Below are 20,153 nucleotides of genomic sequence, written 5' to 3' on the forward strand. Positions count from 1 at the left end.
ACAATAATTTATCCAGGCAGTAAGCTGTGCTGATTTCCTATGGATGGCAGCCGGGGATTCTTCCACTCTCCAGCCGCATCAACATGCGCTAGCGGAGGTGGAGAGGCCTGCTGCGTTTGTTGGGTGAAAATATTGTTATAAGGGGCGTTATGAATCAACTCAAGCGAGCTGACTCTGCTTTCTTTACCAGTGATTAGATGACTCACAGTAACTTCATCAGACATGCAGACGGAGCCGTGTTTCTCAACCACCACGCCACTATACATTTGCTGAGTTTTGCTATTCTCAAACCGAAAGGTACTCCCGTCAGGCCCATTTCGGTGCAGACCTAATGAAAGAAAAGCATTTTGAATCGCTTGCCAGTTCTTATACTCAGGATGTTCACGAATAAACCATTTGAAAATATCCGGACACATAAGCAGACCGCCGGGTACCATTAAAAGCGGCGGCTTATTAATCATAATCAGGCCGCTATCCAGGCCCTTCTGCAACCATTGTAAAAACTCAATGCCGATTTGCTGCTCGATATCACTGACTGAATCAGGGGCTCCGCCGCCAAAGGTGCTCACCCGGCCATAGCGGCCTCTGTTGCCATAGTGACGCGCTGCCTGCTGATTAAAATAACGTTGCAAGGCAATAGCATTGGCGCGGATTAATATTGCGCCGAGCGTACCAGCCGAATATTCGTCTTCATTCAGCAGGGCCAGCCAAACCTCGAGCACTTCCTGTTTTGAGGCGATCCAGGCAAACCCGCTGGCAGGCATGAGCAAGCGCGCCATCAGCAGATTAAGGCGTTTGCGAAACTCGATATTGCTTTCTTTTTGAAAAGTATAGGAATAATGGCTGCCGACTAAAATCAGGTTTTCCAGCAAGGGATTCCACTGTTTAAGGTATTGCCCGCTATTGTCAAAGAGCTCTACGGTCAAATCAATTTGTAATTTGCCAATCCCCTGCAGTAAGGCCGCGGAGAGCAGAGCGTATTGCCATAATTTCTGCTCCTCTGAATAACTGCTGTTTTCTTCAAGGATCATATATTGCTTGAACAAATTCAGCGCGGCTTCAGTACGATTCAAGGCATGATCGATTAAGCCGCCTGGCTGGGAATAATAACTATTGGAGGTTTCAGGCAGAAGCTGTGTGTGATTTACCAGATTATGGATGATTGTCAGGCCGATACTATCGAAGCGCGCCGGTTCCAGAGCACAGTTTTCGCTAATATGCTGGACTAACTGATTACGTTTATCATCGGCAAGGATTTGTTCAACTGTTACTATTTTAGTTAAATCCTTTAAAGGCCGGGCTTGGGACATACGTCCTCTTCCATAACGATGAAACAAGACAACCTCCATAATCTACGAGTCTTTGAGCAGTTGATCCGTGGTGTCAGCCAATTGCTCCTAATTAATTTTATATCATTTCCAGATGCTTACTGATGTCAATATATTCTCTGATTGAAATTTGCTCTGGTCTTCTCGAGGGGTCTATCCCCAGGTTAATTATCTCATTGGCTGACAGCAGAGGTTTTAAATTATTGGCCAGTGTTTTACGGCGCATGGAAAAAGCCTGTGCGACGAGATTTTGAAAGCGAATGATGTCAACTTTGGGATAGGGGGAGCTTATATACGGTTTAAGGCGTACGATGGCCGAATCTACCTTGGGTTTTGGGAAAAAAGCTTCTGGCGGCACTTCAAATAAGAAATCAGCCTGGCAGTAAAACTGAGTAATAATGCTCAAACGCCCGTAATCCTTTGAACCTGGCGAAGCAACAAGCCGTTCAACGACTTCTTTTTGCAGCATGAAATGCATGTCCTGAATAGAAGACACGAAGTCAAATAAGTGAATGAGCAGTGGGGTCGAAATATTATAAGGCAAATTCCCCACAATTCGCAGGCCAGTACCCAATTGATCATAGCTGACAGTCAGGGCATCGGCATTAATAAGTTGCAGTTGTTCCGGACTATAGGTTTCAGTAAGTAATGCGCAAAGATCGCGATCGATTTCAACTGCGGTCAGTTTGGGCAGGATTTTCAATAAAGCCTGTGTCATTGCGCCCATACCTGGGCCAATTTCCACTACAGTATCAGTGGAGCTTAAATGAATGGCAGAAATAATTTGTGCAATAATAGATTTATTTTGCAAAAAATTCTGACCAAAACGTTTACGAGGACGATGACTCACTTTCTTTCACCTGAAAATCCAGTCTGCTAGTAGTTGCACTCGTATTCAGAATTAGGAATATCAAAGAGATAAAATTGGATGCGAGAATTGTTATCTGCTACAAACTCTGGGTTAAGTGCGTATTAGTGATGAGCTTGCTCACCTAAAAATTATCGCTCCCAATTATATAGTACTTTGAGTAAACTACCAAATGTTTCCTTGCGGCTAGTTTGCAGAAAACCACAGTACCCAGGGATTGATAGCCGAGCGCCCCATGGCAATGCCCACCAGAATCGCCAGAACTGCATATCGGTCAGCAAAGTAAAGCCAGTGTTGTTTCACAGCAATATAGGGCGAGCGGCCTGCCACCCATCGGGATACGGCAATACTGACCGGAAAATAAAGTAGTATTAGCAATTCATTAAAGATTCTCGCTTCCATGAAATGCCCGACCAATAAAAGTCCGATAAAGTAAATCAGGGCCACATAGCGGATTGGCCGGTATTGCGGGGGAATGTAATCATGAAAACCAAACCAGAACACGGGTAGTCCGCAAAGACAGTAAATGAAAAACAAGAGATTATTATCTTCCAGAAGCCAGAGCAGATTGGCTTCAAAATGGGTATGACTGGTATCACGAAAATAAAATTCACTATAAGTACCTGGCAGCTTATAAGTCAGCAATACAATCAGCAGTCGAGCGCAAAGATAAGTGATTAAAGCCAGTCCGAATACAGTCTGAACTTTTTTTAACTGTTGCCAATGCAGTGCCGGTATTAAGAGAACCAGAAGGATGCTGCTTTCACGATTAAAAGTAGCGATGAAAATCAAGGGAATCAGCCAGCGCCACTGCTCTTTTATACAGAATACAAAACCCAACGTCATAAAAAATAAGGAAGCGCTGTCGGCAGGATAAAAAAAGGAGGCTTCGCCGTCGATGGTAAAGCGGTAATTTATAATGGACATTAACGGAAGCAGCAGCAGAAAAAGCCAGCTTAACAGCCGGGCTTCATCAATCGAAAATTCGGTTCTCAGCAAATGAAAAAGCGCAATAAAAAAAGAGCTGACAAATATAAGCTCCAGCAGAAAAAAGAGTTGATCGGTACCGATGGGTAAAATATAACTGAGTCCACGGGCGAGCGCGGGTACCAGCATTCTCTGACCAAAAGGGAGTCTGGCCGTAAAATTGATCATTTCATCAAGGGTCGCCCCGTCATAGACACCGGTTAATTTGACATGCATAAAGGCGTAACCGAAGATAAGGACAATGCTGATGAAACGTAATTTATAGCGGAAAAGATCCCTGTTCATAATTCCAATAATTCAAACCACCGGATTGACCAGACTAACCGAGATCGATATAAATGAATAGTCTTTCAACGCATCTCGGTGAGCAGCCATTTGGAATAAATTATGTTAGAGCACCTTATTGAACTTAGAAAACGGATGATCAGGGTGCTGATTTTTTTTGCTATCCTGTTTGCCAGTTATTTTTATTTTGCAAAGGATTTATTTCACTGGGTGGTTTCTCCTCTGTTGAATGCCTTGCCAGCCGCCCAAGGCAGCCTGATTGCCACACAGGTTACCGCCCCAGTGTTGACGCCAATCGCTCTGGCCAGCAATCTCGCCTTTCTCTCGGCAACGCCGTTTTTCTTATTCCAGCTATGGGGCTTCGTGGCGCCGGGACTTTATCGCGATGAACGAAAAAAAATAAAGGGCGCGGTACTTGGCAGCTTAGGCCTTTTTTTTCTGGGCATTGCTTTTTGTTTTTATGGGGTTTTGCCGTTTATGTTTCAATTTTTTATTCATGCTGTTCCTGATGGTGTCAAAATGATGCCTGATATCAGCAATGCTCTGGATTTCATTACCCGCATGCTGATCATTTTCGGCATCTGCTTTCAGGTACCCTTAATCTGCTTTGTACTCGTTCAGCTGGGATGGCTTGAAATTCAGCATTTAACCCTGGTACGCCCCTACATTATCGTGCTGGCCTTTACTGTCGGCATGCTGCTGACGCCGCCTGATGTCTTATCACAAATATTATTAGCAGTGCCGTTATGCCTCTTATACGAACTGGGTATTTTACTATGCAGGTGGAAGAAACCATCTTTGAGCCAAACTCATAACATTTAAGTTGAAGGTGAGGGGAATTTTCCATTGACCCAAAAATAGTCCTGAGTGAACATTACAGGTTGATTATCTCGTTTAGAGATAAAGCCCACTTCGTTAACGCTGGTCTGACATAACCAACCTGTTAAATTGGAGGGGCTGTTCGCATGAAAAGTGCCAGGCGAAAACAGAGCAATATTTTTCCCTTTCTCTTTATCTCTGGCCGAAATATATCGGAAAGCTTCTACTCCGTCTTGCCTCATATCAGAACCCAATTGCTGTGTATCAGAATAGGAAGTGGGAGAGGTTAGAATGGATTCAAATTCAGTAAAGGGCGGCTGATCTAAAAACACTCCCCATTTGCTTTTAATAGAGACGGAAAAGGAAGAGAATTCGCTTGTAATAGAGGTGTGAAAGGGGACTTCCGGGCCTAGCATATAAACAAAACGGTAATAAGCAACTTCCGCTAGTGCTGTATAAAGATTTAATGATCCGTAAAAGAGGCTTTGCTCAAAAGTAGATCCGAATCGTGAACCATATTTAAGCGGAGGATAACGGAATGCTGTTTTTAGCAGATAGTCCAGAGAATCAGTATTATCAGGAAATAGCGGTTTAGTATGCTCAAGTAACTCTTCTAAAACACATTGCTCATGTAAATTGTTTACCAGATTCAAGGTGGCTGCTTTTTCCTGTGATTCTACAAAGCGAAATATGGACGCCAAGATGGGTTTAATCTCATTTTTACCTTTAGCTTGCAGCCAAATATCGACCATTTATATTTTTCCTCTGATGGCATCCAGATAATTCACTACCCTGGATAGTCCTGTTACAGTCTTCATCGCTTCCAAAGGAATATCCTGAATATGAAAGTTATTGGTCCTTAACCAGTGGTTAATGGCCTCTTTGTTGCCACCATTTAAAGCAAACAAAGAGCGGTAAACTCGAATCAATAATAATGAAAGTTCACCTTCTTTACTTTTAGGGTCAATTTCGCTTTTCTTCAGGATTCGATTGACTGTATTACGAGAACGGCCAATGATTTTGCCCAACTCCTCGTCAGTCAATCCCAGCTGTGCTTTTAAATTTGTGAGGGCTACTGCCAGGACATAATTTTCATCAGGTTTGGATTGAATGTTCATGAGCCCCTCGTTTTTGCACCATATGTGATATTATAACATTATTTGCACCATTTGGTGCACTATCTATAATATTTGTCATACCAGTCTTCATTCGTCGCCCTGTGGTTCTTGCTTCCAGACAAGTTGGCGATTTTGACTACCAAAGGCTCAAGCAGCGGATGAGCCAGTGTAGTGGCTAATAAAATGAGCGAAACGGCATATCGATTGAGGAAAAAGAGGCCTGCAGAGTTATAAGGTGTTTCATAAACGGGCTCATTTTGAATCCAGCGATTAACCGCCGTGCAGACCGGTAAATAAAGAAGAATGACAATTTCATGAAAGATGCGAACTTCAGAGAAATTTCCAATGAGCTGTAAGCCAAGGAAGTAGAAGAGTGCTATGAAGCGAATGGGTCTTAACTGCGGGGGAATGTAATCAATGAAAGCAAACCACAGTACAGGCAATCCCATAAAACAAAAATTAACCAGAAAAATAGCCAGTTGCCTGAATAGCCAGTTGAAATTGGTTTCAAAATAGGTGTGGCCAAAAAACTGATCATACCATTCGGTGAGCGGGCCAGGCGAATTCTTAGTTAAATGAAGAATGATCAGCCGCGCCAGAATATAGAGCAGCACTGCAGCAATCATCGGCTTGGCTATTTGTTTTCTGTCACTCCAATGCAGCGCCGGGATTAACAGCACCAGTAAAATACTGCTTTCCCGATTAAATGTGGCAAGAAATATCCAGAACAGGAGCAGCATCCAGCGTTTTTGTAAACACAGCAAAAAACCCATACTTATAAAAAAAAGGGAGGCTGAGTCTGAGGGATAATAAAAAGTCGCCGGGCCGCCAAACATTATGCGGTAATTAACCACGGATAACAGCGGCAATAACAACAGAAACAGCCAGGAGCCAACGAAACTTGCCCGCAAAGAAAGCTGGCGCTGAAGCAATGCCTGCAAACTAAAAAAAAAGGCGGCTGTAAACAGAAATTCCAGTAGAAAGAAAAGAGAGCCTGGAGAAAAAGGCAGACAAGAGGATAAAAGTTTCGCCATTGCAGGAACCAGCAGGCGTTGGGCAAACGGCATACGAGTGCAAAAATCAAGCATTTGTTCCAGTGTAACCTGTATGTAGATTACTGTGAGCCGGGTATGAAGAAAGGTATAGGCAAGCAGCAATACAAAACTGATAAACCGGGTTTTATAAAGAAACAGATCCGAATTAATGCTCTGAGGGCTAATCCTGGCCGACATTCTGATATGCAAAAATATGACTATTGACCGCCATTTTGAGCCTGAATCTGGCGAATAGCAAGCTTAAGCTTTATGGAAATTAACCGATACTAATAATGTAATGCCAAAAAAAGCAGGAGGGCCTATGACTAAAGAAGCCAAATTTAATATCGGCGATTGCGTCAGGCATCAGCAGCACGGCTACCGAGCCGTCATTGTTGATATCGATCCTTTATTCCAGGCATCCGGGCGCTATAACCCGCAGGCCAGTAAACGTGAATTTGCCGCAAGAAGCCCCTGGTATCGACTGCTGGTTGATGAAAGCAGCCAGATTACTTATGTTGAGGAATGTCATTTAATACTGGACAGAAATACAGAGCAAATTGATAACCCCAAATTACCGGAGTATTTAATTGCGGATAAAGAAGGGTACAGGAGCTGTACTAAAAAACATTAACCTGTCTCTACAGGTCTTTTGAGATGGGTGATGCTCTGCCTACGATCTTAAATTACAGAGCAATTCCTTCCGCTTCCTACGTGCCTGGGCTTGTGCCCGGCATAAAGGGAATGCTTAAGCCTGACGGGTCACTATACAATTACCCTGCTGCGATTTGAGAGCTATAATAAAAAAAGAATGTTATATAGGCTATAAGGATAGATACTCTGTGAAAGAAAAACCGGTTTCGTCTTTCTTACATAATCTGCAATTAAGCAGAGGCATACTTAATTTTGTCTTTATTACTGCGTTGATCTGCCTCTTGATAATTAATGTCTACTCTTATTATCAGCTTAAGGCCCTAGTCAAGGCCAATAACTGGGTTATCCATACCTATCAGGTGATTCAAAGTATCGATTCCTCTTTGTATAGCGTGGTCGATATCGAATCCCGGCAGCGAGCTTATTTGCTTCGAGGTAATGAGCAGTTTCTGGCAGATATCGAACCAATCAAAAAGCAATTAACGATAGATATAGAGCAACTTACAACTTTAACCCATGATAATCCAGGACAAAAAGTACGTACTCAGCGGTTTTTGGAGCTGGTTGATCAGCGAATGGAGTTACTAAACCGCATTTTGCAATTTAAATTAAGTAACAAACTGGATACGCCAGAAGGTCTTGAGCAATTGAACTTAAGTCAGAATCTGTCGAATCGGGTAAAGGATTTGGGCCAGGAGATTAAATCAGTTGAAATGGTTTTGCTGACTGAGCGAAATAATTCCGCAATCAGTCAATCAAAAATATTTAGCTCTATTCTGATAGTCGGCGGTACCATCAGTATTTTATTTCTGATTATTGCCTTTGCACTGGCGAATGTGGAGCTGCTAACTCGTAGAAGCGCAGAAAAGCATAACTTCAACACGCAGACCCGCCTGCGAAAAATCATTGAAAGTGCAAGCGATATGATTGCTGCCCTGGATAAAAATCTGCAGTTCATCATTTTTAATGAAGCCTATCAGCAGGAATTCAAGCAGCTTTTTGGAAAAACTCTGACCCTGGGGATGTCCATCGATGAGGCTTTTGAGGGTATTGCCGATGAAAAACGTGCAATAGCTGCTCAATGGAAGGATTCTTTGCAAACCCATGAGAAGCTGCTTCGTGCGGAGCTTAAGGTGAATGACGATAAATATACTTATGAGATGTCATCAAGTCTGATTCAAAACGATAATAATGAAGTCAACGGAGTTGTTCACAGTGTCCGAAACATCACCCAACGCATTAAAGAACATACCGAACTGCAACAATCCTATGAGAAATTAACTGCTGGAATGCTCGAGTTGCAAAATAAGAATATAGAAATCACCTTGCTGGTTGAAATGAGCGACATCATGCTGGCTTGCAGTACACTGGAGGAGCTTAGCGCGGTCATGTCAAAATACTCGCAGCGCCTGTTATCGTTTGTCAATGGCGGTTATCTGTTTATTATGCACCCTTCTAAAAACTACCTTGAGAATGCAGCCAGATGGGGAGAACCTCACGATCAGGATCAAACCTTTGTCCCCGACCAATGCTGGGCCATTCGTCTTGGTCGTATTCACCAGGTGAATGATCCAGAGAAAGAACTGGTCTGTTCTCATATTAAGCTGGAAGAGCATGGTGACAGAGGATTACTCTGTGTACCCCTGATGGCTCAAAACGACATCTATGGTTTACTTTATATGGAAGCAAAGACAGATACCCCTTTGTTAATTGATGAAAACAAACGTTTGCTGATTACTGCCTTTGCGGAGCTAACCGCATTAGCCTTGGCAAATGTTCGCCTGCGCGAAAATCTTCGCCATCAGTCCATTCGCGATCCTTTAACGGGTTTATACAATCGACGTTATTTGGAAGATTTCATGTTCAAGCAGCTGCACCAGGCGCAGCGCTCCAATTCGCCTTTTGCAATTCTGATGATTGATTTGGATCATTTTAAGAAAATCAACGACACTTACGGGCATGAAGCGGGAGATGTCGTTTTAAAGGAATTTGGCCATATATTACAGGAGAATATTCGTTTGGGAGATATCGCGGCCCGATATGGCGGTGAAGAGTTTATTGTGATGTTTTATGATATTAATTTAGAAGATGCAAAAATGCGTGCTGAAGCGATAAGAGCGGCGATACATAAAACGCCGCTTAAATATGGAGCTCAGCAAATAGGGCAAGTGACGGCGTCAATTGGGCTTTCAATGTATCCCAAAGACGCGAAAACCACAGCGGATTTAATTGAGGCAGCCGACAAAGCTCTTTACAACGCCAAAAACAATGGCAGGAACCAGGTGGTTATCTACGGAAAAAGCGAGAACGGCAAATTACCGCGTTCTGTATCGGAACCGAAGCAAATAGCTTCAAAACATTAATTTAAAAATCCTCTCTCCCTAAGGAGAGAGTGTTAAAATCAACCTTCACCCTAGCTCTCACTTGTATATAAAATGTCCTCCCCGCGAAGGCGGGGAACCATCTCTGAGCTCGCTATAATGCCAATTGAGGAATGGATTCCCACCTTCGTGGGAATGACAAAATTTCCTTAACTTAATGGCAGTGAGTGACTCAGCCTACACAGCAATCGGCGCTTTGATAAGTGGGTGGAACTGATAGTTTACAATTTCAAAATCCTCAAAATGGTATTCAAATAAAGAGTCCGGTTTTCGCTTGATCTCCAATTGTGGTAAAGGATAAGGAGTTCTTTGTAATTGGGTTTGTGCCTGCTCCAAATGATTGAGATAAAGATGGCAGTCACCTCCGGTCCAGATAAATTCGCCTGGCAGAAGCCCGGTCTGCTGCGCCACCATGTGAGTTAAGAGAGCGTAGGAGGCAATATTGAAAGGAACGCCTAAAAACACGTCAGCTGAGCGTTGATAAAGCTGACAGGACAGATGTCCATTAGCCACATAAAACTGAAAGAGTGCATGACAGGGCATCAATGCCATTTTATCGAGTTCGCCCACATTCCAGGCACTGACCAGTAATCGCCTGGAGTCAGGGTTGCTTTGAATCTGCTGAAGGACTTCACTGAGCTGATCAATCGTTTCACCATTCTGAGAAGGCCAGCTTCGCCATTGGCGGCCATAAACTGGACCCAAATCGCCATTGCTGTCTGCCCACTCATCCCAGATGCTAACGCCATTTTCATTAAGATAGGCGATATTGGTGTCACCTTTGAGAAACCATAATAACTCGTGAATAATACTGCGGGTATGCAGTTTCTTAGTGGTGACTAAAGGAAAGCCCTGGCGCAGGTCAAATCGCATCTGATACCCAAATACCGATAAGGTGCCGGTACCGGTACGATCGGTTTTTTCGGTGCCGTTTTTTAAAATATGATCTAAAAGATTCAAATAGGTTTGCATTGTTTTACCCACCATAACCATAATCCGGCTAACAACATGGGGATAGACAACAGCTGTCCCATGGTTAGCGAATCAAATGCCAAATAACCAAGTTGTATGTCTGGTTCGCGGAAAAATTCCGCAAAAATACGACAAAGTGAATATCCGATTAAAAATATCGCGGATACACAGCCTGTCGGGCGTTTTTTAGCTGCATATAACCAGACTACAATGAAAAGTACAATACCCTCTAGCCCAAGCTCATAAAGCTGGGATGGATGGCGCGGCTGACCATCGCTTCCCGGGAAAATCATTGCCCAGGGCACATCCGTTACCCGTCCCCATAATTCGCCATTGATAAAATTCCCGGCGCGGCCCGCAGCAAGACCTAATGGTACAAGTGGCGCAATGAAGTCGGCAACCTCGAGAAATGGTTTTTTACTGCGGCGTGCAAATAACCATAAAGCCAGAGCCACTCCAATCAATCCGCCATGAAACGACATTCCCCCTTCCCAAAGCTTAAACAAAGCCCAGGGAGTACTGATTAGCTGATGCGTGTTATAAAAAAGCATATAGCCCACACGACCGCCAATAATAACGCCAAGCGCTGCGTAAAAAATCAAATCGCTAACCTGCTCATTACTCCAGTCCAGGCGATATAGCCTAACGCGCAAGCGGGCCAGAGCCCAGGCCATAAAGAATCCAAGCAAATACATTAAACCATACCAATGAACCTTCACTGGACCCAGCGTAAACGCAACGGGATTAATAACGGGATAAGTTAGCATGTTTTCCTCAATTATCGGTTTAAACAAAGTCCCAAAGTAAATTAACAGCGGTCACCACCAGCATGATAATAAAAATAATATTCAGACGTCTTACCGGCAAGCGATAATTTAAACTTACGCCTACTGGCGCAAATAAAATGCTGCTTATCGCGATAGGAATTACCGCTGGCCAATACACATAGCCATAGGCGCCATAAGGCAGCTCTCTATCAGTTAAACCTGATATAGTGAAAGCGAGACAGCCAATTGCACCCACAGCCAGGGTGCAAAGGGCGGATATTCCGGCGATTTTTTTTATATTAACACCACAATAAGCCAGATAAGGAACAATCATCAGACCGCCGCCAATCCCCAACAAACCTGAAATAAGCCCGGTAAAGAAGCTGAAACTGTGATTGATCCAGGCGGCCGGAAAGCTGCCCTCTGGTCTGGAGGGTAATCCCGAGCGCATGCGTATTGCTGCGCCAAGGAGAAAAACTCCGAGAAAGGCTTTCAGCCAGTCCGCCGGCAATATTCTTGCAATAACCGCAGCCAGAATAACACCACTGACCAGGCCTGGCCAGATATGGTTAAAAACAGACCACGATACATTGGCACGTTGATGATGAGCCCAAATTGCCGCTAAAGAACTAAAAATCATCACTGCCAATGAACTGCCAACTGCCAGATGAGGCGCCAGATCATTGCTGATTGACGGATTTTGTTCAAAAAGGAAAAACAATGCCGGTACGACAATAATACCGCCGCCAATGCCTAATAACCCCGCCATTAAACCGGCAAAGAGACCCGTCAGGCAATAAGACAGAGCATTCAGTAATAAACCACCAGTCACGTCTTGCCTGCTCGGATTAACCCGCCCAGGCCTTCATTTTCCAGTGCCGTTTGCAAATAGAGCTTAATTTCTGCCGGATGCTCCATTTCCAGCACGTCTGCCAGCATTTTACGGCAGCTGGCTAAAGACACATTACGGATAATCCATTTTACTCGCGGCAGGCTGGTGGAGTTCATGCTTAAGGTGTCAAATCCCATTGCCAGCAATAACATGACCGCCAGAGGGTCGCTGGCCATTTCGCCGCAGATACTGACCTCAACACCGGCGGCATGACCGCCTTCGACGACGCGCATTAATGTCCTTAGCATGGCTGGATGAAAGGATTCGTAAAGTCCCGCTACCCGGGCATTATTGCGATCAACTGCCAGCAGATACTGAGTCAGATCATTGCTGCCAACCGATAGAAAATCCACGCGTTTCGCCAGTTCTCTGGCAAGATATACGGCCGCAGGTACTTCTATCATAACTCCGAGTCTGGGTTTTTCAATACGGCAGCCCTCTTCCAGTAACTCGTGATAAGCCTGTTCAATGAGCAGGGAAGTTTCTTCGACTTCACTTAATGTAGTAACCATCGGCAGCATTATCCGCAGATTATTCAGATCTTCGCTGGCGCGAATCATCGCTCTAATCTGCATCAGAAACACGTCAGGGTGATCAAGCGTGACGCGGATTCCTCGCCATCCAAGATAGGGGTTATCCTCTTCTACCGGGAAATAGGGTAGTATTTTATCCCCGCCAATATCCAAAGTGCGCATGGTGACAAAGCGCGGGGCGAATGCTTTGAGAATTTGTCGATAAATAATGTATTGTTCATCTTCAGAGGGAAAGCGATCGCGGCTCATGAATGGAACTTCGGAGCGATACAAGCCAACCCCTTCCGCACCAACGCTCATTGACAAACCGGCATCCATCGCAAGCCCGGTATTGACCTGCAGGGATACCTTATAGCTATCCAGAGTTTCTGCCGGCTTGTCACGAAGGCTGATTAAGGTCTGATTCAGCTCGTGTTCTTCCTGGGCCAGTTTCTTAAATTCAGCGAGCACAGTGCGATTGGGTGAAATGTAAACATGGCCTAAAAAACCATCCACAATGACTGCACGTTCCATCAGGTATTCAGTTTTTAAACCGCGTACCCCCATGACAGTAGGCACGCCCAGTGCGCGCGCCAGAATGGCCACATGCGAGTTGTTGGCTCCTTTTGCCGAAACCACTCCCGCTAAATGCCCCTCTGGAACCTCTGCCAGAGCCGAGGCGGTGATTTCCTCACCTACCAGAATGGTTCGCTTTGGATAAACTATTTCCTCCCGCTGGGTGCGCTGCAATTCTGCCAAAACCCGACGGCCAAGATCGCGAAAATCGCTGGCCCGCTCTCGTAAATAATCATCTTCCATACTTTCAAACTGCTGAACATGCTTTTTGATAACACTGGAAAGTGCAGCTTGCGCGCTTAATTTTTCGGAACGAATAACATCTTCTACTTCAGTACCTAAACTGTCTTTGTCCAGAATACGGATATAAACATCGAATAATGCATGCTCTTCTTCAGCAACCGTATGTTTCATTCGTTTGCTTAGTCTTTGCATATCCTGGCGGGCAATTTGCAGGGCATCAAAAAAGGTGGTTACCTCTTGTTCAATGTCATCCACATTATGCCTGGGCACCGCATCAATATCCGCCGGCGGATAAACCACAACCGCGGTGCCAATACCCACTCCCGGAACACTGCCTACACCGGTGAGAGCTGTCTGAACAGTTTCCGGTTTTTTTGCGCCGGTGAGCTTGGGCTGAGTGATTTGCACCAGCTCGCCAGTGGCCTCAGCCTGGGCGATAATGCCGCCAAGCTGCGCTGCCAGGGTGATAAGAAAGGCTTCTTCGGCATCATCAAAACAACGCTTTTCCGCTTGTTGAACGGTCAGTACGCCGTACAATTTGCGATGCTGGATAATCGGCACACCCAGAAACGCTTTTAAATGTTCTTCGCCAATCAGGGGATTCTGATGAAAATCGGGATGGCTAGGGGCATCCTCAAGATTGATAGGTTCTTCCCGTCGTCCCACCAGACCGATAATGCCGCGATCAAGCGCCACGCGAACCCGATACTCTGCCATTTTATTGAGGCCGTCTGTAGCTACAAGTACATATTCGGCATGTTTGTTATCAATCAGAAATACGGATACCGCATCCGCGCTGACCGCTTTGCGTACGCGCTGGACGAGAATGGACAATGCATCGTTTAAATGGCTGGCAGTCGTTACATCCTGAACTATTCGCTTGAGTATTTTTAACATTTATCGACTTTGGTTACCTCGCTTTCGTCGAATGCCATAGGGCGTGCGTCGTTTTCTTAACAAATGCTCAAGCTCTTTCATTGCCTGGGCATATACCTGCCGTTTAAAAAAAATTACCTGTTCCTGCGGTTCGTGATAATCAATCCAGCGCCAGCTGTCAAATTCAGGGGAGTCACTAAGATCCAGCCTAAGCTTTTGCTCACTCGTTACCAGGCGCAAAAGATACCATTTTTGTTTTTGCCCAATCACCAGCGGATCGCTGCCATGCCGCAGATATTGCTTCGGCAAGCGATACTTCAACCAGCGTTTGGTAACACCCAATACCTCAATATCATCCCGATCCAGACCTATTTCTTCTTTCAGTTCGCGATACATCGCTTCCAGAGAGGTTTCGCCTGCAGCCAATCCGCCCTGCGGAAATTGCCAGGCATCATGCCCGTGGCGCCTTCCCCAAAAAACCCGGCCGGAGTCGTTCACCAGAATGATACCGACATTCAGCCGGTACCCGGCACGATCAATTACCATGACTAACTACTTACACTAAACTCTTAATGCCCTGATTTTTTCACAAAGTTTCGAGCCGAGCAAATAAAACTGTATTTAACTTGGTTCCAACACTAAAATAATAGCTGTTTTGCAGATTTTTGAACTTTACGAACAAGGCTGGTAATGAAAAAGCGAGTTCTTATCCTCAATACGGGTGGTACCATCAGCAGTGTCAAAACCAATCATGGTTATGAACCGGCCGAGGGGTATGTGGAGCAGGCTTTGCAACAAATGACTGCGCTCTCGCATCCGAGTATGCCTGAATACCAGATCAAAGAATATTCTCCCTTGCTTGATTCTTCCAACATGACTCTTAACGACTGGAATCAGATTGCCTGCGATATTGCTTCCCATTATGAACAATTTGATGGCTTTGTTATTTTTCATGGAACCGATACGATGGCCTATACGGCTTCAGCCCTGTCATTCATGCTTGAGAATCTGGGCAAACCCGTGATTCTCACCGGCTCGCAAATTCCTTTGTCGGAAGTGAGGAATGACGCTTATGATAATATCCTGACCTCCTTATGGCTATGTGCACATCAGCCTGTCACAGAAGTTTGTATTTATTTCAACCAGCGCTTGCTCAGAGGCAATCGCAGTCAGAAGATTTCGGCTCAGCATTTTGAGGCCTTTGCTTCTCCAAACTTTCCACCGCTTGCCAGTGTTGGAATTGACATAAAAATTAATCAGGATTTAATTCTCCCTCCGGTTAAGAAAAAGTTTCATCTGCAAACCATCAGCCCGCATTTTATCGCCAACTTCAGACTGTTCCCAGGCTTCTCAACCGATGTCCTGCAGGCTCTTCTGCAACAGCCTCTGCGTGGTCTGGTTCTGGAAACTTATGGGGCTGGTAATGCGCAAAATAACGATGCCCGATTTTTGCAGATGCTGGAAGAAGCCTGCAGGCGCGATGTCATTATTATTAACTGCACCCAGTGCCAGCAGGGCTATGTGGAAATGAATCAGTACGCCACCGGTCATACTCTGAAAGATGCCGGTTTAATCAGCGGTCATGATATGACGCCGGAGGCCGCACATTGTAAATTGCTTTATCTGCTCAGTAAAAACCTGCCAGTGGCCGACATCAAACTGGCAGTAGAGAAAAATCTATGTGGTGAACTAAGCAATTGCTACTAGTGGGTTCCGGCCAGATTCTGGCCGGGAATACGCAATACGTTTTGTAAGCAATCAGGATGGTTGGTATGTTGAGCTTTCCGTCGGTGCTGGGTTTGGGATGGCTATACCCATTGCTTCTCTGGCTTTGTTAATACATTCTTTCAGATAGGCTTCTGAGACCCCTATGTTTTTATCGGTACCGACCGTTCCCAAAGGAGCAACATAATGAATAGGGAGATCAAGGCCCAAGCCATTTTCTTTAATTACCTGCACATTGCCACTCTCCAGAGCGGTTAATTGCAGACTCACTGCGATTTTTCTGCCTGCAGGGTTATCTTTCATCTTATCCACACCTGGTCTTCCTAGCATGATAAAAAGATTATTTACTGCGATACCCACCAGTTTTTCTTTTGCCGCAGCAATTTGCAGATTATTAACTTTATCGGAGAAGAAGAAGGATGCACAGGTTTGTAAAAAGCTTGGATTTTTGCTTTCTTCCTGGGTGTTTTTGAACAAATAATCGGCCATAAAATAATTAAATATCTGTTGTGGGTCTTTGGGCTGATCGGTAGGGATGTTGTTTAATCCCAGCTTTTTCAATTTTCTCAGATAAGCGCTTGCCAATTCTTTTATATTGACAACTAACTTATTAAAGTCGCCAGGACCAATATTCTTCAGGCGAGCCTCTTCATTCGCCTCGATTTGTTTATCCTCAAGTATTTTTAAAATTTTGGCTAGAAAGATTTCATCATTGTTGATATCTGAATTAACAGGTTCTTTTTCTTGAAAAGATGGAGCGTCTTCTTGTTCTTCAGGTATTGTTTCTTTGCTTTGTAATTTAACTTCATCGTTGCCAATAGCACAAATCAAATTGCTTAAGGTATCCGCTATTGTTCTTTTATCTTCTGCCAATTTTGCACGCTCAGCAGTGGGAGCCCATTTATTCCTGGAGTCCGCATCATACAAATGCATTTGTTCTTTGATATAATCCTGCATGATCTTTAAAAATATTGTCATTGCACTACTCCTTTTAGTTGCAATTTTTTATCATATCAGTAATTTTAGGATTAGCAATACGGATGCAGAGTGTTTAATTCAAAACCGCCCTAAACACTAAAAGCGCTTGTTTTAACAGGAGAATTGATAGATGTCCTTACACGTTATTATTTTGGCGGCCGGCCTGGGTAAGCGGATGTATTCCACTACGCCCAAAGTGCTCCATAAGCTGGCTGGCAAACCCATGTTGTCGTGGGTGGTTGAGGCTGCACAAAGCCTTAAGCCTGAAGCGGTACATATTATTTATGGCAATGGAGGAACTCATGTTCGAGAGGCTTTGTCGTCACTGGAGGTGAACTGGGTTCTGCAGGAAAAGCAGTTAGGTACCGGTCATGCGGTGATGCAGGCCCTGCCGTTTATTCCCGAAGAAGCCCGGGTTTTAATTCTTTCTGCGGATGTTCCTTTAATAAGCTCTGAAACGCTGGGGCATTTAATCCGGCAATCAGGCAGCTTTAACCAACTCAGTCTTTTGCTGGCCAATCTCGATAATCCTTTTGGATTAGGGCGTATTTTGCGCGATGAGAATACCGCTATCTACGGCATCGTAGAGGAAAAAGACGCCAGTGAGCAGCAGCGGCAGATCAGGGAAATATACAGCGGCATTTGCTGTGCCAACGCCGGGGATCTGAAGCGCTGGTTGCCTATGCTGAATAGTAATAATGCGCAGGGAGAGTATTATTTAACCGATATTATTGCTTTGGCAGTACAGGAAGAACAAATGGTTCAATCCATTACTGCCCGAGATCCGGTCGAGATTCAGGGCGTTAACACGCCATTGCAGTTACAGCAGCTGGAAAGAATATGGCAGCAGCGACAGGCTGAGAAACTCCTCCTGGCGGGGGTATCGATTGCTGATGCAAGCCGTATCGACATTAGGGGCGAATTAACTTGTGGCAAGGATGTGTCTATTGATGTCAACTGTGTGTTTATTGGTAAAGTGAGTTTGGGTGACGGCTGTCGCATTGGCCCTAACTGTGTGATTCGGGATAGCCATATTGGTGCAGGTTCGGAGATTTTGCCTAATAGTGTGATTGAGAAGAGCGAACTGGGTGCCGAATGCCATATCGGTCCTTTTGCCCGTCTGAGACCAGGAACAGAGCTTGCCAGCTTTTGCAAAATTGGTAATTTTGTAGAAACCAAGAATGTTGTATTTGATGAGCATTCCAAAGCCAGCCATTTAAGCTATCTGGGTGATGCGCGGATTGGCAGGGATGTGAATATTGGAGCAGGTACTATCACTTGCAATTATGACGGTGCTAATAAACATCAGACAGTCATTGAAGACGGCGCTTTTATTGGTTCGGATACGCAATTAGTCGCCCCGGTGACCGTCGGACGCAATGCGACAGTGGGCGCCGGCAGTACGATTCGTAAAAGTGTGCCTGCGGATGAACTAACCTTAAGTGAAAATCGGCAAAAAACGGTTTATGGTTGGAAGAGGCCTAAGAAAAGATGAATGGAATAAAATCACCCCTTCTTAAATTCTATTTAAGAGAAATCCCCTCTCCCAAGTTTGGGAGAGGGCTGGGGTGAGGGTTGATTTTAACCCTCTCTCTAACTCTCTCCCTGAGGGAGAGAGGACTTTAAGGGCAGATTATAAGATATTAATAAGCAGTAGGCAGGCTCGAATCCCTGCGTCTCACAATCTGCGAATTGAGCAGTTCATAAATCCATAGCACGAAAGGAACGCCAATTAAGGTGAGAATAAATTTTAACACCCAGGCATTGGTGGCCAGATTAAATACTTGCTCAAAGGGATACATTCCGCCGAATAACAAACTGTAGTTTATCAGGCATAACAAGGAATTAACAATGAGATTGGCTACCAGCAGACGTAAGCCCCGATTGCTGCCGTAACCGGTCTGCTTCAGCTTTTCAAGAAGAAAACTGTTTCCTGCCAGGCTTATTAACAAGGTCAGTATGGTCGCTGGGATGCGTCTTGGCATGGTGAAGGAATAAAAGGGAGTCAAATCAAAAAAATCAGGTGAAGGGAGCACGGTCACCAGCATTAACAAGCCGTCAAATACCAACTCAGCCAGGATAATAAATAAGGCCAGCAGCAGATTGGCTTTATAGCCATAAAGCTCGCCGATCAAATTACTGGCCATTATAACCAAAGGAAACACAATGCCGCTGGCAGTCAGAGTCCAGTCATTTCCAAATGAAACAATGCGGTATTCACAGGATAGAGAAATTAATGTAACGGTGACAGCGAAGCTGACCAGATAGTGATACCAGGGCGAAATAAAATAAAATGATTCCTTAGGAACATCGGTAGAAGCAGGTTTGGCAGTCAGGTGCATTATTAAATAAAAAATCGCTGCAATAAGCAGAATAGTCGCTGAAATGAGCAGCGAGTCGAAAAACATACGGCCAAAGCTTTCAACATGCGGGTCAGCGAATAAAAGAAGAAAATCAAATGAGAAAAAGGAAATACCGCCGAATAAAACAAGCAATAAGCGTTTTTTGGGGGAAATGAGTATTGCCGGACGCCGCGCACAACAGTATAGATGAGGTAAATAAAAGCTGACCGCAAATGCAATGGTGGAGGCAAAAAATTTCCTGGGAATGTCCTCAAATACGATCTGATAGGCCGTGCTGTCGCGCATATACTCAGCGGCAGGCAGATTAACGAGGATATAAATGCCTATAGAAAAGAGATACAGTGTCAGCAAGGATTGATTGAGCGCATGACGTTGCTGCACAAAGCTGCATTTACTTAAAATGGCCAGATAAAAACAGGCGACCAGCGGGCATAGCACGCTGCTGGAGGTGATTAACATGCTCTCAAAATTAATAATCTTGAATGACACATTAATAAGCAGCATCAGACAAGTGAGCATGGAAACTGTCAGCATTAAGCAATTGCGTGACTGTTGCTGTATTGGAAAAGACATGAGCCAACCGCCCTAATTCAAATCGTTTAGAGCACTCATTGTCCACATCCGTGCCAATAAGTGCCCGGCAATATAACACTATACTAATTATTTTTGCAAGTTATTGAGATTGGGAAAGTCGGACACTGGGGATCAGGGAATGGGAAGAAGTGATGTGGCTGCCTTTGATAAGCGGTTAAATTGCCAATAAACCCTTTCATCA

General features: G+C 44.6%; 18 protein-coding genes. 5 read left to right on the top strand and 13 right to left on the bottom strand.

Annotated features, from left to right (window positions below; all coding sequences use genetic code 11):
• Positions 1–8: 8 nt before the first annotated feature.
• The 3 genes from E1O89_RS06930 to E1O89_RS06940 all read right to left on the bottom strand — a co-directional run bounded on the left by E1O89_RS06930 (position 9) and on the right by E1O89_RS06940 (position 3,468).
• A complete protein-coding gene (locus E1O89_RS06930) occupies positions 9–1,337 on the bottom strand; it encodes a TraI domain-containing protein (RefSeq protein WP_165483092.1) in 1,329 nt (442 codons plus the stop codon).
• A gap of 70 nt (positions 1,338–1,407) precedes the next feature.
• Positions 1,408–2,178, bottom strand: coding sequence for a 16S rRNA (adenine(1518)-N(6)/adenine(1519)-N(6))-dimethyltransferase RsmA (gene rsmA / locus E1O89_RS06935; RefSeq protein ID WP_133139530.1), 771 nt, complete (start codon positions 2,176–2,178; stop codon positions 1,408–1,410).
• Positions 2,179–2,382: 204 nt separating this feature from the next.
• A complete protein-coding gene (locus E1O89_RS06940; protein WP_133139531.1) occupies positions 2,383–3,468 on the bottom strand; it encodes a hypothetical protein in 1,086 nt (361 codons plus the stop codon).
• A 102-nt stretch (positions 3,469–3,570) separates the two neighbouring features.
• Between E1O89_RS06940 and tatC the strand changes: the two genes are divergently transcribed.
• Positions 3,571–4,290, top strand: coding sequence for a twin-arginine translocase subunit TatC (gene tatC / locus E1O89_RS06945; RefSeq protein ID WP_133139532.1), 720 nt, complete (start codon positions 3,571–3,573; stop codon positions 4,288–4,290).
• Here the strand turns inward: tatC and E1O89_RS06950 are convergent.
• Genes E1O89_RS06950 through E1O89_RS06960 form a run of 3 tightly spaced genes read right to left on the bottom strand, consistent with a single transcriptional unit; the run spans position 4,287 to position 6,637 of the window.
• Entirely contained in the window at positions 4,287–5,039 is a 753-nt protein-coding gene (locus E1O89_RS06950; protein WP_133139533.1) for an RES family NAD+ phosphorylase, read from the bottom strand. The two genes, tatC and E1O89_RS06950, sit on opposite strands and share 4 nt — an antisense overlap.
• The gene (locus E1O89_RS06955; protein ID WP_133139534.1) at positions 5,040–5,405 is read right to left on the bottom strand and encodes an MbcA/ParS/Xre antitoxin family protein; all 366 of its coding nucleotides are present in this window, start codon (positions 5,403–5,405) and stop codon (positions 5,040–5,042) included. It lies immediately after the preceding gene.
• Positions 5,406–5,464: 59 nt separating this feature from the next.
• Entirely contained in the window at positions 5,465–6,637 is a 1,173-nt protein-coding gene (locus E1O89_RS06960; RefSeq protein WP_187347033.1) for a hypothetical protein, read from the bottom strand.
• 124 nt (positions 6,638–6,761) lie between these two features.
• Here E1O89_RS06960 and hspQ point away from each other — a divergent pair, with 124 nt between their 5' ends.
• Both hspQ and E1O89_RS06970 read left to right on the top strand, forming a co-directional pair.
• Positions 6,762–7,073: a heat shock protein HspQ gene (gene hspQ / locus E1O89_RS06965; RefSeq protein WP_112218873.1), complete on the top strand. Its 312-nt coding sequence runs from the start codon at positions 6,762–6,764 to the stop codon at positions 7,071–7,073.
• A 208-nt stretch (positions 7,074–7,281) separates the two neighbouring features.
• Positions 7,282–9,456, top strand: coding sequence for a diguanylate cyclase (locus E1O89_RS06970; protein WP_133139535.1), 2,175 nt, complete (start codon positions 7,282–7,284; stop codon positions 9,454–9,456).
• Positions 9,457–9,651: 195 nt separating this feature from the next.
• Here E1O89_RS06970 and thyA read toward each other — a convergent pair whose 3' ends face one another.
• From thyA to E1O89_RS06995, 5 genes are read right to left on the bottom strand one after another with little or no spacing between them, the layout of a single operon-like run.
• The gene (thyA, locus tag E1O89_RS06975) at positions 9,652–10,446 is read right to left on the bottom strand and encodes a thymidylate synthase (RefSeq protein ID WP_133139536.1); all 795 of its coding nucleotides are present in this window, start codon (positions 10,444–10,446) and stop codon (positions 9,652–9,654) included.
• Positions 10,431–11,213 (bottom strand): prolipoprotein diacylglyceryl transferase, encoded by a 783-nt coding sequence (lgt, locus tag E1O89_RS06980; RefSeq protein ID WP_133139537.1) that lies wholly within the window; start codon positions 11,211–11,213, stop codon positions 10,431–10,433. The genes thyA and lgt overlap by 16 nt, the downstream gene beginning before the upstream one ends.
• 19 nt (positions 11,214–11,232) lie before the next feature.
• Entirely contained in the window at positions 11,233–12,045 is an 813-nt protein-coding gene (locus E1O89_RS06985) for a sulfite exporter TauE/SafE family protein (protein WP_262337450.1), read from the bottom strand.
• Entirely contained in the window at positions 12,042–14,333 is a 2,292-nt protein-coding gene (gene ptsP, locus E1O89_RS06990; protein ID WP_133139538.1) for a phosphoenolpyruvate--protein phosphotransferase, read from the bottom strand. The genes E1O89_RS06985 and ptsP overlap by 4 nt, the downstream gene beginning before the upstream one ends.
• Positions 14,334–14,858 (bottom strand): RNA pyrophosphohydrolase, encoded by a 525-nt coding sequence (locus tag E1O89_RS06995; protein ID WP_058506848.1) that lies wholly within the window; start codon positions 14,856–14,858, stop codon positions 14,334–14,336.
• 144 nt (positions 14,859–15,002) lie between these two features.
• Here E1O89_RS06995 and ansA point away from each other — a divergent pair, with 144 nt between their 5' ends.
• Positions 15,003–16,019: an asparaginase gene (gene ansA, locus E1O89_RS07000; RefSeq protein WP_133139539.1), complete on the top strand. Its 1,017-nt coding sequence runs from the start codon at positions 15,003–15,005 to the stop codon at positions 16,017–16,019.
• Positions 16,020–16,070: 51 nt separating this feature from the next.
• Here ansA and E1O89_RS07005 read toward each other — a convergent pair whose 3' ends face one another.
• Positions 16,071–17,015, bottom strand: a complete 945-nt coding sequence (locus tag E1O89_RS07005) for a hypothetical protein (RefSeq protein ID WP_133139540.1) — start codon at positions 17,013–17,015, stop codon at positions 16,071–16,073.
• A gap of 130 nt (positions 17,016–17,145) precedes the next feature.
• Here E1O89_RS07005 and glmU point away from each other — a divergent pair, with 130 nt between their 5' ends.
• Positions 17,146–18,510, top strand: coding sequence for a bifunctional UDP-N-acetylglucosamine diphosphorylase/glucosamine-1-phosphate N-acetyltransferase GlmU (gene glmU / locus E1O89_RS07010; protein ID WP_112218879.1), 1,365 nt, complete (start codon positions 17,146–17,148; stop codon positions 18,508–18,510).
• A 148-nt stretch (positions 18,511–18,658) separates the two neighbouring features.
• On the opposite strand, the gene E1O89_RS07015 is transcribed toward glmU, so the two are convergent.
• A complete protein-coding gene (locus E1O89_RS07015) occupies positions 18,659–19,951 on the bottom strand; it encodes a VUT family protein (RefSeq protein ID WP_133139541.1) in 1,293 nt (430 codons plus the stop codon).
• Between the last annotated feature and the right edge of the window lie 202 nt (positions 19,952–20,153).

Origin of the sequence: Legionella genomosp. 1 (assembly GCF_900640215.1) — a bacterium.
Classification (GTDB): domain Bacteria; phylum Pseudomonadota; class Gammaproteobacteria; order Legionellales; family Legionellaceae; genus Legionella_C; species Legionella_C quinlivanii_A.

Excerpts from the sequence above, each read along its gene's own strand:
- E1O89_RS06940 (WP_133139531.1), bottom strand. The coding sequence starts at position 3,468 with ATGAACAGGGATCTTTTCCGCTATAAATTACGTTTCATCAGCATTGTC.
- tatC (WP_133139532.1), top strand. The coding sequence starts at position 3,571 with ATGTTAGAGCACCTTATTGAACTTAGAAAACGGATGATCAGGGTGCTG.
- E1O89_RS06950 (WP_133139533.1), bottom strand. The coding sequence starts at position 5,039 with ATGGTCGATATTTGGCTGCAAGCTAAAGGTAAAAATGAGATTAAACCC.
- E1O89_RS06955 (WP_133139534.1), bottom strand. The coding sequence starts at position 5,405 with ATGAACATTCAATCCAAACCTGATGAAAATTATGTCCTGGCAGTAGCC.
- E1O89_RS06960 (WP_187347033.1), bottom strand. The coding sequence starts at position 6,637 with ATGTCGGCCAGGATTAGCCCTCAGAGCATTAATTCGGATCTGTTTCTT.
- hspQ (WP_112218873.1), top strand. The coding sequence starts at position 6,762 with ATGACTAAAGAAGCCAAATTTAATATCGGCGATTGCGTCAGGCATCAG.
- thyA (WP_133139536.1), bottom strand. The coding sequence starts at position 10,446 with ATGCAAACCTATTTGAATCTTTTAGATCATATTTTAAAAAACGGCACC.
- lgt (WP_133139537.1), bottom strand. The coding sequence starts at position 11,213 with ATGCTAACTTATCCCGTTATTAATCCCGTTGCGTTTACGCTGGGTCCA.
- ptsP (WP_133139538.1), bottom strand. The coding sequence starts at position 14,333 with ATGTTAAAAATACTCAAGCGAATAGTTCAGGATGTAACGACTGCCAGC.
- E1O89_RS06995 (WP_058506848.1), bottom strand. The coding sequence starts at position 14,858 with ATGGTAATTGATCGTGCCGGGTACCGGCTGAATGTCGGTATCATTCTG.
- ansA (WP_133139539.1), top strand. The coding sequence starts at position 15,003 with ATGAAAAAGCGAGTTCTTATCCTCAATACGGGTGGTACCATCAGCAGT.
- E1O89_RS07005 (WP_133139540.1), bottom strand. The coding sequence starts at position 17,015 with ATGACAATATTTTTAAAGATCATGCAGGATTATATCAAAGAACAAATG.
- glmU (WP_112218879.1), top strand. The coding sequence starts at position 17,146 with ATGTCCTTACACGTTATTATTTTGGCGGCCGGCCTGGGTAAGCGGATG.
- E1O89_RS07015 (WP_133139541.1), bottom strand. The coding sequence starts at position 19,951 with ATGTCTTTTCCAATACAGCAACAGTCACGCAATTGCTTAATGCTGACA.